This window comes from Nocardia sp. NPDC050713, from assembly GCF_040654315.1.
Taxonomy (GTDB): domain Bacteria; phylum Actinomycetota; class Actinomycetes; order Mycobacteriales; family Mycobacteriaceae; genus Nocardia.
The window spans coordinates 19,224-32,119 of record NZ_JBFAHS010000021.1 but is presented as its reverse complement, the minus strand read 5'-3'; the positions used below and the strand labels follow the sequence as shown (position 1 = coordinate 32,119).

Sequence of the window (12,896 nt, the reverse complement as noted above, 5' to 3'; positions counted from 1 at the left end):
CTCATTGGTACCGGCGTCCTGTTTCCGCACGGTTAAGTCGTTATTTCCCGTGCGTGGCGGCCGGCATTTGTGGCACACCCAACAGCACCGGCACCTTCCGCTCGCCGCTGTCGTCGAACGAGATCGTCGGGTCGGCCTCTTCCGGCGCGTTGACGAACGACACGAAGCGCGAGAGCTTCTCCTCGTCCTCGAGCACCGCGGCCCACTCGTCCTTGTAACCGTCGACGTGCTTGGCCATGGCGGCCTCGAGCTCGTCGGCGATGCCGAGGCTGTCCTCGCAGACGACCGCCTTGAGGTAGTCCATGCCGCCCTCGAGCGCCTCCTGCCACGGCGCCGTGCGCTGCAGCCGGTCGGCGGTGCGGATGTAGAACATCAGGTAGCGGTCGATGTACTTGATCAGCGTCTCGTCGTCGAGCTCACCGGCCAGCAGCACCGCGTGCTTCGGCGTGAGACCGCCGTTGCCGCCGACGTAGAGGTTCCAGCCGTTCTCGGTGGCGATCACGCCGACGTCCTTGCCGCGCGCCTCGGCGCACTCGCGGGCGCAGCCGGACACCGCCAGCTTCAGCTTGTGCGGGGAACGCAGTCCGCGGTAACGCTTTTCGAGCAGGACGGCCATGCCGACCGAGTCCTGCTGACCGTAGCGGCACCAGGTGGAGCCGACGCAGCTCTTGACGGTGCGCAGCGACTTGCCGTACGCGTGACCGGATTCCATGCCCGCGTCCACCAGGCGCTGCCAGATCTGCGGCAGCTGCTCGACGCGCGCGCCGAACAGGTCGATGCGCTGACCACCGGTGACCTTGACGTAGAGGCCGAATTCCTTGGCCACCTCGCCGATGGTGATCAGCTGCTCGGCGGTCACCTCACCGCCGGGCATCCGCGGCACCACCGAGTAGGTGCCGTTCTTCTGCAGGTTGGCCAGGAAGTGGTCGTTGGTGTCCTGCAGCGCGGCCTGCTCGCCATCGAGGATGTGGTCGCTCGAGGTGGAGGCCAGGATGGAGGCGACGGTCGGCTTGCAGATGTCGCAGCCGGTTCCCTTGCCGTACTTGGCGATCAGGCCCGAGAAGGTGCGGATGCCGGTGACCTGGACGATCTGGAACAGCTCGGCGCGCGACTGGCTGAAGTGCTCGCACAGCGACTTGGAGACCTCGACGCCGGACTGCTCGAGCAGCTTCTTGAGCATCGGCACGCAGCCACCGCAGGAGGTGCCCGCGTTGGTGCAGCTCTTGATGGCGGGCACGTCGCAGGCGCCCTCCGCGATGGCGCCGCAGATCGAGCCCTTGCTGACGTTGTTGCAGGAGCAGATCTGGGCGTCGTCGGGCAGCGCGTCCGCGCCGAGTTCCGCGCCCGCCGGGGAGATCAGCGAGGCGGGATCGGCGGGCAGCGGACGACCGACCAGCGGGCGCAGCGCGGAGTACGCGGACGCGTCGCCGACCAGGATGCCGCCGAGCAGGATCTGCGCGTCGTCGGAGACGACGAGCTTGGCGTAGGTGCCCTTGGCCGCGTCGTGCAGCACGACCGACAGCGCGCCTTCGGTGGTGCCGTGCGCGTCACCGAAGCTGGCCACGTCGACGCCGAGCAGCTTCAGCTTGGTGGACATGTCGGCGCCGGGGAATTCGCCCGCGCCACCGAGCAGCCGGTCCGCCACCACCTCGGCGGTGCTGTAACCGGGGGCGACCAGGCCGTAGCAGACGCCCTCGACCGCGGCGCACTCGCCGATGGCCCAGATGTTCGGGTCCGAGGTCTGTAGTCCCAGGTCGGTGATGATGCCGCCGCGCGGGCCGACCTCGATGCCCGCGTCGCGGGCGATCTGGTCGCGCGGACGGATGCCCGCGGAGAACACCACGAGCGAGGCGTCATCGATGGTCGACTCGTCGGAGAGGGTCAGCTTCAGCTTGCCGTTACCCGCGGCCTCGATCGCCTGGGTGCCGACGCCGGTGTGCACGTTCAGGCCGAGGTCGCTGACCAGGCGCTCCAGGATCGCGCCGCCGCCCGCGTCGACCTGCGCGGGCATCAGCCGGTCGTTGAATTCGATGACGTGCGGGGTCATGCCGAGCAGGCGCAGCGCGTTGGCCGCCTCCAGGCCGAGCAGACCGCCGCCGATCACCACGCCGACCGCGCCGGGACCGGCCGCCTCCGCGGTGGCGCGGATGCCGTCCAGGTCCTCGATGGTGCGGTAGACGTAGCACCCGTCCAGGTCGTGGCCGGGCACCGGCGGCACGAAAGCATAGGAGCCGGTGGCCAGCACCAGCGCGTCGTAGCCGATGGTGTCGCCCGCGGAGGTGACGACCTTGCGCGCGGCGCGGTCGATGCTCTCGGCGCGCTGGCCGAGGCGCAGCTCGACGAGTGCGTCACCGGCGTACTCGTTGCCGGGCAGCGCGAGCAGGCTCGGGTCCCAGGTGCCGACGTAGGACGAGAGTCCGACGCGGTCGTAGGCGGGCAGCTGCTCCTCGCTGAGGATGACGATCTGCCACTGGTCGGCTTCGTCACGCGAGCGCAGTGCCTCGACGAAACGGTGCCCGACCATGCCGTGGCCGACGACCACCGCGGTCTTGCGCTGGGCGGGATCGACTGTGGGGTTCATGGTGACCTCCCTGGGGATGGTTCGGGCGTCAGGCGCGAGCCGACGAGTTGGACTTGGTTGCGGCGGCCTCGGCCTCGAGGACCAGCGCCTCGGCCTCGTGCACGACATCGCTGTCGACGGCCATGGTGGGACGGCGGAGGAAGACCAACCAGGTCACCGCGGCGCAGGCGACGTAGAAGGCCAGGAACACCCAGAAGGCGGTGGTGGCCGAGTTGGTCGAGGCGTAGGAGGAGCGCAGCACCAGGTTGATGCCGACGCCGCCGAGCGCACCGATGGCGCCGACGACGCCGATGAGCGCGCCGGAGGTGTTCTGCGACCAGGCGGCCTGCTCGGCGGGACTCGCGTCCAGGCTCTTGGACTTGGCGTCGAACACCGACGGGATGATCTTGGTGACCGCGCCGTTGCCGAAGCCGGAGAGCACGAACAGGGCGATGAAGCCGATGACCATCACGGTCATCACGGCGCCGCTGGCGACGCCGCCGTTGCCGTCGGCCACGGTGCTGGCGATCCCGACCACGAGGGTGGCGGCCATCATCGCGCCGAAGACGACCAAGGTGACCCGGCTTCCGCCGATCCGGTCGGCCCACTTGCCGCCGTACGGGCGGGCCAGCGAACCGAGCAGCGGGCCGATGAACGCGATCGACGCGGCGTGCACGGCGGCCTGTGCTGCGGTGTCGCCGCCGGCCTTGAAACTGATCTGCAAGATCTGGGCGAAGGCGAAGCTGTAGCCGATGAACGAACCGAAGGTGCCGATGTAGAGGAAGGCGATGGCCCAGGACTGCGGCACCTTCAGCGCCGTCACCATGTAGGACAGGTCGGCCTTCTGGTTCTTCAGGTTGTCCATGTAGAGCGCGGCGCCGACAGCGGTCAGCGCGACGAGCACCAGGTAGATGGCGCAGATCAGGGCGCCGTAGCCGTCGCCGAGGGTCGCGAGGACCAGCAGGCCGAGCAGCTGGATGACCGGAACGCCGATGTTGCCGCCCGCGGCGTTCAGACCGAGGGCCCAGCCCTTGAGTCGCTGCGGGTAGAAGGCGTTGATGTTGGTCATCGAGGAGGCGAAGTTGCCGCCGCCGAAGCCCGCGAACGCGGCCACGATCAGGAAGGTGGTGTAGGAGGTGCCCGGCTGGTTGACGAAGTACAGCGTCAGCAGCGTCGGGATGACCAGCAGGAACGCGCTGAAGATGGTCCAGTTGCGTCCGCCGAACCGGGCGGTGGCCACGGTGTATGGAATGCGCAGCAAGCCGCCGACCAGCGTCGGCACCGCGGCCAAGAAGAACTTGCCCGCCGGATCGATGCCGAACTTGTCGGCGGGCATGAACAGCACCATCACCGACCAGATCGACCAGACCGAGAACCCGACGTGCTCGGCGAAGACCGACCAGATCAGGTTGCGCTTGGCGATGTCTTTGCCGCCCGCCTCCCAGGCCGCGACGTCCTCGGCATCCCAGTGCTCGATGTTGTGGTTACGCGTCAGCGTGCTCAACAAGGGCCTCCCAAAATCGGTTGGCCCCCACGGTAGGAAACAGGTATTGCCGAAATGATGCGGGAAATGACCGCCAAATCAACGGTTGCTCACGATTCCCCGGATTCCGGGGTGAGTTTCAACGTTATGTTTCACCCGTGTGACACAAGCGTTTCCACGGGTGACAAACAGCCGATCTCGCGCACAGCGGCCGGTGAGGTGTGACGCGCACAGCATGCGCCGCGCCGCACCGCGCCGCAACCCGAACGGCGCGATCGGTTCCGATCAGTTCCAGGTGTCCTCGAGCATGCGCGGCTTGCACGCCTGCCACGCACCGGCGAGCAACACCAGCACCGCGACGCTCAGCATCGCGAACGGCGCGAGCCAGCCGCCCGTGGCGGTGTGCAGCATGCCGAACAGCAACGGGCCCGCGCACGCCACCGCGTAACCGACGCCCTGGGTGAAGCCGGACAGGGCCGCCGAACCGCGCGGGGTCTTGGTGCGCAGATTGATCAGGGTCAGCGCCATCGGGAAGGTGCTCGGGCCGAGTCCGAGGATCACCACCCACAGCACGGGCGCGCTCATCGGCGCGATCAGCAAGCCCGCGAAGGCGATGAAGAACAAGGCCGCGCAGCCGACGACCACGGGGAACGGATTGCGGAAGCGTGCGACGATCGTCGGTGCCGAGAGCGCGGCCACCAGACCGACCAGGGCGAACAGTCCGACCATGGTGCCGCCGAACGCCGCGCTCGCGCCCGCTTCGCTCAAGATCTTGGGCAGCCAGGCGAAGATCGCGTAGGTGGTCAGCGAGGTCATGCCGAACATGCCCGCCATGCCCCAGGCGACCGGCGAACGCCAGACCCGGCCCGTGGACTCGGCGCCTTCGGCGGGCAAACCCGTGGTGTCGGCCATGTCGCGACCGCGCCGATCGCGCAGCACCTTCAGCCATGGCAGCGCGGCGGCGAAGCCGAGCAGCGCCCACAGACCGATCGAGATCCGCCAGCCGTGCGCCTCGGCGACCGGCACGGCGATCATCGCGGGCACCACGGTGCCGAGCTGCACCATGGTGATGTAGAGCGAGCTGATGACCGCCAGCCGGTCCGGGAAGTACCGCTTGACCAACGGCGGGATCACCACGTTGCCGATGCCCATGCCGCCGAGCGCGAGCGCGGAGAAGATCAGCAGTTCGGCGGTGCCGTGCGTCGTGGCCCGGATCAGCATGCCGAGACCGGCCATCAGCATCGCGGTGAGCGCGGTCCGCTCCAGGCCGAGGCGGCGCACCAGGATCGGGGTGAGCAGGCCCGAGAGGGCGAACATCGCGGTCGGGATCATGCCGAAGACGCCGACGACCGCGGTCGAGTAGCCGATATCCGCGCCGATCTGCTCGGCGAGCGGGCTGAACGCGGTGACGGCGACGCGTAGGACCAGTGCGGACATCACGATCGCGGTGAGTACCAGCAGTCGACCCTCGACGAGCGCGCGCTTGCGCTGCTGGAGGGCGGCGGAATCCTGGCGGGTCGCGGTGTCCGGAAGGGTCGCTGTCACCGAGAAATCATAGGATGACCCCATGATCGTCGGCAACAATTTGTGACGGGCGGTACTCTGTTTCGGTGCAACCCGTCCGGCGCACCAGCCTCATCGCCCAGGTAACCGAACAGCTGCGTGCCGAAATCCGTTCCGGCCGTTGGGCTATCGGCTCCCGCATCCCGACCGAACCGGAGCTCACCGAGCTCACCGGCACCGGCCGAAACACCGTGCGCGAGGCCGTCCAGGCGCTCGTGCACGCGGGCATGCTGGAACGGCGCCAGGGCTCGGGCACCTATGTGATCGCCGCCTCGGAAGTCGGCGGCACCCTCGGCAAGTACTTCGCCGACGCCGAGGAACGCGATGTCCTCGAGCTACGCCTCGCGCTGGACACCACCGCCGCCGCGCTCGCCGCGCGCCGCCGCGACGACGCCGACATCGCGAACCTGCACAGGTTGCTGGAAGAACGCAGCCACCACTGGGACGCGGACACCCACAGCGCGATCGCCGCCGATGTGGCGCTGCACCGGGCGATCGTGGTCGCCAGCCACAACGCGGTGTACCTCGAGTTCTACGACTCGCTGCTGCCCACCATCGAACAGGTGATCCGCTCGCGGACTTCGAAATCCGACGATTCCTACGACGCCGAGCACAATGAACTGGTGCAGGCCGTCGTCGACGGCGACGCCGATCGCGCCGCGCAGGCCGCGCGTTGCTTCCTCGGTTCGCTCATCGCGGAATACCCGGACGCCCGATAGTTCCGACCGGTCCCGTGGCCAGATCGCCAGGTAACCAACTGGTCACCGAGGGCGCTTCCCCCATGTGAGTCGGATTTGCCGGGAACGTCACCGAAGGCCACGGGCCCGCAACAACCGGCTTCTACCTTTGTCTCGACCGTACAAAGGCAACTCGACGGCCCCTCCCCCGACTTGGATGGGCGTCCCGAGACGAATCAACGTCGCAACGGCGCGACGATTGCCGCGATGAGGGTCGGTCGAGCCTAATCGAGAGGAAGCCGATGACTGCCACAGTTGCTGCCACCGGCCAGCAGTCGGAATCGTTCACCCACCAGAAGCGTGGACGCTGGCTGGACCACTGGGAACCGGACAACGCGAAATTCTGGGAGTCGGGCGGAAAGCTCACCGCGCGAAAGAACCTGATCTTCTCCGTATTCGCGGAGAACCTCGGCTTCAGCGTGTGGGTCATCTGGGGCACCGTGGTCACCAGCATGGGCGCCGCGGGCTTCGACTTCCTGGCCGGACTCGGCAAGGGCAACCCCACCGCGGTGAGCAACGCCCTGCTGCTCACCTCCACCCCGACGCTCGTCGGTGCGGCACTGCGCATTCCGTACACCTTCGCCATACCGAAATTCGGCGGGCGCGCGTTCACCGCGTTCAGCGCGGCGATGCTGCTGATCCCGACACTCGGTCTTGCCTACTTCGTGAACCAGCCGGGCACGCCCATGTGGGTGTTCATGGTCCTCGCGGCGCTGGCCGGCTTCGGCGGCGGCAACTTCTCCTCGTCCATGGCCAACATCTCGTTCTTCTTCCCGGAAGGGAAAAAGGGCGCGGCCCTCGGCATCAACGCGGCGGGCGGCAATCTCGGCGTCGCGCAGACCCAGCTGATACTGCCGCTGCTGATCACCTTCGGTACCCACCTGATGGCCAAGGATCCGGCGGGCTATCGCTTCGGCATCACGCTCTCGGTGCTGGTCTGGGTGCCGTTCATCCTGATCGCCACCTTCGGCGCGCTGCGCTACATGGACAGCATCGGCACCGCCAAGTCCGACGGCAAGTCCTACAAGCTCGCGCTCACCAACCGGCACACCTGGGTGATGTCGTTCCTGTACATCGGCACGTTCGGTTCCTTCATCGGGTTCTCCTTCGCCTTCCCCACGCTGATCAAGGCCAACTTCCCGGATCTGGCCAAGATCGGCTGGATCACCACGCTCGGCAACCTGGCCTTCCTCGGCGCGCTGGTCGGCTCGTTCAGCCGCCCGTTCGGCGGCTGGGTCTCCGACAAGGTCGGCGGCGCGAAGATCACCGTGTACGTCTTCGGCGGCATGGCCGTCGCGGTCGCCGCGATCATGGCGGGGCTGGAGCTGAAGAGCTTCCCGCTCTATCTGGTCGCCTTCCTCGCGTTGTTCGTCCTCGCCGGTATCGGCAACGGCTCCACCTACCGCATGATCCCGTCCATCTTCAACGCGGAGGCCAAGAAGTACGCCTCCGAGCACGGCATGGACATCGCCGAAGCCGCAGCGTCGGCCAAGCGTCAGGCGGGCGCGGCGATCGGTGTCATCGGCGCGATCGGCGCCTCCGGCGGCTACCTGCTGCAGCAGGCACTTCGCCTGTCCAACATCAACTTCGGCAGCATGGCGCCCGCCTTCTGGGCCTACGCGGCGACGTTCATCGTGATGGCGGGGGTCACCTGGTTCTTCTACCTGCGTTCCTCGTTCGCCATCGGCCGCGTCCCCTCGCTGGCCTACGCGAAGGTGTAAACCCGCACCACCTTCCGGCGTTCGGACCGAACCCCGAACGCCGGTCGGGGCCGGGCGGTTCCGATTCCCCTCCGTGACCGCCACGCCTCCGTTCGACCCGAATGCCGCTGGGAAGAGTGTCCTCCCAGCGGCATTCGGCGTCTGTGGGTCACCGTCGAGCAACCTCGCCCGGATTGATCAGCCCCACCGATTCCGAACCTCGCAGCGGCACACGCCTTTACGCTGGAGTTCAGACTCACGCAGGGGAGACAGAGGTGAGCCGTTGGATATCGGGGCAAGGCCGGGGGCTGTCTACCGGGCCGCGACAGTGCACGACCTCACGGACATCGCCGCGCTCGAGCTGGAACAGTTCGCGGACCACGCCTACCCGTACACCGCACTGCGACAACTGTTCGATTTGCACGGATCGCACTGGGTGGTGGCCGAACTCGACGACCGCGTCTGCGGATACGCACTGGTCGGCCTGGGTTCACGCAGCCGAGGCTGGGTGATGGGGCTGGCCGTCGCCACGCAGTATCGGGGACGCCGGATCGGCCGAGGACTGCTGGAACGAGCGGTGCACAGCTGCCGCACCGCCGCGGCGGATTCGGTCTACATCACCGTGCGCCCGAGCGATCAACTCGCCACCAACCTGTACAAGACCGCCGGTTTCGAGGTGACCGGTCACGAGGACCAGTATTTCGGCCCCGGCGAGCCACGCGACGTGCTGCGCTATCGGCTCACCCCGAAGCCCACCGCCGGCCGGGTACCCGAGCCGGCCGACCCGCACTGGCTCAAACAGCGGCCCGGCCGATAGCCGAATCACATTGCTATGGTGGATGTCACGTCGAGACGACGCGGACGATGCCGGGGGGCACCACACACATGACCGAATACCTGGGACAGTCCCAGCTGCCGCACGCGGTGCTGTCGATGACCACCTTGATCGACCGACACGCCGACCGGTACGCCACCGACATCCTGAAGTACCTGAACCAGGATCACGACGATCCGGCGCGAACGCCGGAGAAGCTGATGCTCAGGGCGTTTCACAACCACGTCGAGAATCTCGTCCTGGACTACGATTCGGCGCCCATCGCGCCGGGCGGAGACACCCTGATCTTCCGGCACATCTACGAGGCGGCCGAACTGCCGATCGGCCACCGCGGGCAACCCGGCTGGACGCCGCTGACGATCCTGACCGCGCTGCTGGCGGCCGAGGTGGAGTTCCGCGGACCGCGGCGCCTGAGCCGCACCCAGAACATGCGGCTGGCCGAGATCTACGAACAGCTCGGGCAGCGCCTCACCGACGCCGACCTGCCGTCGCACGCCGCGCTGGCGTTCAAGCGCGCCACCGCGTTGCACGCGTTGGAGGAGGATTTCGGCAAGCAAGACCGCTGCCGTCTCGCGCTGGCCAGGGCCCGGCGGCGCGCGACCTATCCGGTGTGGAAGCGCATCCCGGGCGTGATCTCGGATCTGTTGTGCGGATACGGCTTTCGCCCTTTCCAGCTGCTCGGCTGGATCGCGCTTCAGTTGCTCGCCTTCACCGCGGTGCTGTGGCTGACCGACCGCGAGCCGATCTCGACGACCTTCCACCTGTGCCTGGTCAACTACCTCAATCCGGTCGGGATCGGCGATCTCACCGACATCGGGCGGGCGGGCCGGGTGCTACTGATCGTCGAGTCCTACACCGGAATCGTGTTCACGTCCGTGTTCTTCGCGCTGCTCGTGCGGCGCTGGTTCCGGCTGTGAACCAGACAGGGCCTCAGTCCTGCGGCATTGTTCTGCTGTGCCGCAACGCGTCCAGGGCCGCGACGAGCACTCGGTCGCGCACCTGGTCGACCAGCCCCCGCCTCCCCGCCGTCAAGCCGGGCGCCTCCTCCAGCTCGTCCCACAGTGCGCGCAAGCCGGGCGGGGTATGCGCGCGCGGCATCCAGACGTGGGCCAGGTGCCGCAGCACGGGCACCAACACCGCGACCGACTCCGTACTCCCCGGCGGGAAGAGGTCGGACTGGTCGATCGCCGCGGACGTGGCCGTCAACAGCCAGTCGTGCACCGCGAGATCCTCACAGAAGCGCTGAACGTCGTCCAGCTCCGGTGCGCTGCCGACGGTCACCAGGACCGCGCGCACGCGGTCGTCTTGGAGCCGAAATCGCACGGACGGCGGATTCTTCCGGTCGACCCGCGCCGACCAGCGCAGCCGGGTGGCCTCCGACGGCAACGGGACCCGCTGATCGAGCCGGCCGTCCATCCGGATCCGGCCGAGCAGCCGATTCGCGATCGACGTCAGATCCAGCGTGCTGTCGGAGGCCGACCCCGGCACCAGAAAGCCTTCGGCCAGGCCGGTTCCGGTGTCCTTCGCGATCTTGGTGACCGTTTCGAGCACGCCTGCCCGGCTCAGGTAGTGCGACCAGGTCTGGCGTTGCCCGTTCGCGCCCGCCTCCACCCTGGTCATCGACGAACTCTGCAGCACGCGGCCGCCGAACACGAGCGAGCGCGTCGCGACCGTCCCGATGGCTCGCACGCTCGGCCGCGTCGGCACCTTCAGCTGGCAGTCGACGCCTTCGACCGTCGGCGGCGAGATGGCCAGTGAGATCGGGCGCTCCCGCCAGAAGATCGTGCTATCGGGCATCAGCTGACCGAGCAGATCGATCGTCTCGTCGCGGCGCAACGCGGTACCGGTCGGCAGCAGACAGGTCTCGACTTCCCCCAACACGACGGGCAGTTCGGGCGGCGGCGTCCGCGGTTGCGCCCGCGCGCCGCGCGCGACCAGTCGCGCCGGGCGCCCCCGGCCACGCGCGGGGGCCGACGAGCGGTTCGCTCGAACCCCGCGCCGCGCGGGCGCACCGTCGGAACTCGTCGGCTCGGTCAACTCAGACCCCGTCCAGCAGTACGTGACCGATGCGATCGGTCACCTTGCGCGGCAGGATGATTCCCTCTTCCCGGCCCCGGCTCACGATCTGGTCGACCACGTCGTCGTCGAGCTGGATGTGGTCGAGGATCAGTTGTACGGCGGCTTCGATTTTCAGATAGCGCTTCGGCAGCAGCGAGATCGACCGATACGCCGCGAACGGCTTGGCCTTCGGCTGAAGCTGGAGCACCGCGGGCATGTCCCACCAGTTCTCCGGCCACTCGTCCCCCGGTCCCCACGGCTGCGGTTCCACGACCGGCGCCCCCTGCATGCGCAGCATTCCCAAGCGCAGCAGCTGCCAGATCGAGGCGAGATAGGGGCACGACCATTTGGTGTGGCCGTCGGCGCGCCCGTTCACTTTCGTTCGCCTGCTCCACATCTCCACGTCGAGGAAGATCGAATGCTCGCGCCGCCCGAGCTCTTCCGGCGGCGTGTAGGACTCCTCGTGCATCGCCTGGCCGGAATCGCCTTCGTTCGCGCGCTTTCCGTTGCACAGCCAGCCGGATTCCAGCGTCGGCGGTCGTCGCCCGTTGGTGCCCTCGTACGGTTCCGGAACGATGCGGCTGCGCACCATGTCGGCGAGCGGAATGCGCGTCACGCTCACCCCCTCGGGACCCGCGACCGGGACCTCGAAGCAGCCGGCTTCCCTGGCCAGATAGTCGATACGCAAACCGCATTCGTCGGCGATGCCGAGCAGCTTGCGCAGAATCTCTCCGGGATTGGTATCCGAGCGGAAATAGTCATCGATGAGAAAACAGGTGCTGACCCTGGCGCGCGGACCGTACTCGTCCTTCGCGATCTCGGTATAGGCGCCGACCAGCGGAACGATACGGCGAAATTGGGTGCGAATACGATCCTCACCGTTGGTGAGATCGTTCATGTAGAAATGCCCCACCTCGATGGACATATGGGACAGCGGCACCCTGGCGAGCCGAGCGCTCTCGGTCGCCTCGCTGTAGCCTGTGGCGTTCTCCACCGTGTTCAACGGCCCTTTCCGGGTTGGCATTCATGCGGGTCAGGTCAGAACCGAATCCAGGTCGCCTCGTCGATCAAGCGCTTGGCGAGCAGGTCGAACGCGACGACGGTAGGCCTGTTCGCGATTTCCTTCTTCACATCGATATCCAGGATCAGCTGCTCGCGGTATTGCAGAACCGGTTCGACCGGGGTCTCGCCGAGCAGCAAACTCGCTCCGACCTCCTTGGTCGACGCCAAATGCTTCAACATCGCGTCCTGCTGGTGCAGCCAGGCAGCCTGCGGCCCGGAACCGCCCGTGGCCATGTTCAATTGTGGCACCGCGGTCCGCACGTATCTCAGGTTGTCCAACAATGTCTCTCGGTCGTGTCCGACGCGGGCACCGCATTCCAGCAGCCCGTGCTCGCCGTGCACCAGACCATTGGCGGCGAGAATGTGCTGCCGGGTCCACCGATGGAAGACGAGCCAGCGAACGGTTCGCGTCGCCAATTGCGGCAGCGCGGTCGCCTTCAGCGCGATGTCCATCGCGACCGAACGTCCCGAGCTGAGGTCGACGAGACAGACGTCGAACGCCTGGTCCAGCTCGAGCAGCAGACGCGCGCAGCGCTCGACGACGTCGTCGTTCGCCTTCTTGTCGAACTCGCCGCCGCCGAGATCGCCGGGCAGCAGGACGAGTTTGCCGGTGCGACCGGGCAGCTTGCGCAGATCGGTCCGATCGGTGTTGTCCCGCACGTCGACTCGGCTCGCGACATCGATCTTGCCGAGCAGATACGAATGCAGTCCGGAGCCGCTCGGGATGCCGCGCTCCATGCCGCCGATCTCGAAAAGCGCTCCCGCGGTGGGCGATCCGAAATCGAAGTCGAGATAGGCGACGTTCTTGCCCATCTTCGAGCACAGTCGGTAGCCGAGGTTGCAGCTGGTCACCGACCGGCCGGTGCCCCCTTTGTCGGAGGTCGCGAAGACGATCATG

At 67.5% G+C, this 12,896-nt stretch carries 10 protein-coding genes; 4 read left to right on the top strand and 6 right to left on the bottom strand.

Features of this window, described 5'->3' with window-relative positions; genetic code table 11:
• Positions 1 to 40 precede the first annotated feature (40 nt).
• From nirB to AB0H49_RS30420, 3 genes are all read right to left on the bottom strand, one after another.
• Positions 41 to 2,581, bottom strand: a complete 2,541-nt coding sequence (gene nirB / locus AB0H49_RS30430) for a nitrite reductase large subunit NirB (RefSeq protein ID WP_357256254.1) — start codon at positions 2,579 to 2,581, stop codon at positions 41 to 43.
• Positions 2,582 to 2,609: 28 nt separating this feature from the next.
• Positions 2,610 to 4,067 (bottom strand): nitrate/nitrite transporter, encoded by a 1,458-nt coding sequence (locus AB0H49_RS30425; protein ID WP_355003931.1) that lies wholly within the window; start codon positions 4,065 to 4,067, stop codon positions 2,610 to 2,612.
• A gap of 261 nt (positions 4,068 to 4,328) precedes the next feature.
• Positions 4,329 to 5,480: an MFS transporter gene (locus AB0H49_RS30420; RefSeq protein ID WP_357256300.1), complete on the bottom strand. Its 1,152-nt coding sequence runs from the start codon at positions 5,478 to 5,480 to the stop codon at positions 4,329 to 4,331.
• Positions 5,481 to 5,653: 173 nt separating this feature from the next.
• On the opposite strand from AB0H49_RS30420, the gene AB0H49_RS30415 reads away from it, so the two are divergent.
• From AB0H49_RS30415 to AB0H49_RS30400, 4 genes are all read left to right on the top strand, one after another.
• Positions 5,654 to 6,325, top strand: a complete 672-nt coding sequence (locus AB0H49_RS30415) for an FCD domain-containing protein (RefSeq protein ID WP_355003932.1) — start codon at positions 5,654 to 5,656, stop codon at positions 6,323 to 6,325.
• A gap of 260 nt (positions 6,326 to 6,585) precedes the next feature.
• Positions 6,586 to 8,064 (top strand): MFS transporter, encoded by a 1,479-nt coding sequence (locus AB0H49_RS30410; protein WP_355003933.1) that lies wholly within the window; start codon positions 6,586 to 6,588, stop codon positions 8,062 to 8,064.
• Positions 8,065 to 8,326: 262 nt separating this feature from the next.
• Positions 8,327 to 8,860, top strand: coding sequence for a GNAT family N-acetyltransferase (locus tag AB0H49_RS30405; RefSeq protein ID WP_355003934.1), 534 nt, complete (start codon positions 8,327 to 8,329; stop codon positions 8,858 to 8,860).
• 68 nt (positions 8,861 to 8,928) lie between these two features.
• Positions 8,929 to 9,795, top strand: coding sequence for a hypothetical protein (locus AB0H49_RS30400; RefSeq protein ID WP_355003935.1), 867 nt, complete (start codon positions 8,929 to 8,931; stop codon positions 9,793 to 9,795).
• 13 nt (positions 9,796 to 9,808) lie between these two features.
• Here the strand turns inward: AB0H49_RS30400 and AB0H49_RS30395 are convergent, their stop codons facing one another.
• From AB0H49_RS30395 to AB0H49_RS30385, 3 genes are all read right to left on the bottom strand, one after another.
• Positions 9,809 to 10,759 (bottom strand): SCO2521 family protein, encoded by a 951-nt coding sequence (locus AB0H49_RS30395; protein ID WP_355003936.1) that lies wholly within the window; start codon positions 10,757 to 10,759, stop codon positions 9,809 to 9,811.
• A 157-nt stretch (positions 10,760 to 10,916) separates the two neighbouring features.
• Complete coding sequence (locus AB0H49_RS30390; protein WP_357256253.1) at positions 10,917 to 11,930, bottom strand: SCO2522 family protein; 1,014 nt, start codon at positions 11,928 to 11,930, stop codon at positions 10,917 to 10,919.
• 44 nt (positions 11,931 to 11,974) lie between these two features.
• Complete coding sequence (locus AB0H49_RS30385; protein ID WP_355003938.1) at positions 11,975 to 12,895, bottom strand: SCO2523 family variant P-loop protein; 921 nt, start codon at positions 12,893 to 12,895, stop codon at positions 11,975 to 11,977.
• Between the last annotated feature and the right edge of the window lies 1 nt (position 12,896).

What these genes read in the sequence shown, in the direction of transcription:
- nirB (WP_357256254.1), bottom strand. Translation starts at nt 2,581, where the DNA reads ATGAACCCCACAGTCGATCCCGCCCAGCGCAAGACCGCGGTGGTCGTC.
- AB0H49_RS30400 (WP_355003935.1), top strand. Translation starts at nt 8,929, where the DNA reads ATGACCGAATACCTGGGACAGTCCCAGCTGCCGCACGCGGTGCTGTCG.
- AB0H49_RS30410 (WP_355003933.1), top strand. Translation starts at nt 6,586, where the DNA reads ATGACTGCCACAGTTGCTGCCACCGGCCAGCAGTCGGAATCGTTCACC.
- AB0H49_RS30420 (WP_357256300.1), bottom strand. Translation starts at nt 5,480, where the DNA reads ATGTCCGCACTGGTCCTACGCGTCGCCGTCACCGCGTTCAGCCCGCTC.
- AB0H49_RS30385 (WP_355003938.1), bottom strand. Translation starts at nt 12,895, where the DNA reads ATGATCGTCTTCGCGACCTCCGACAAAGGGGGCACCGGCCGGTCGGTG.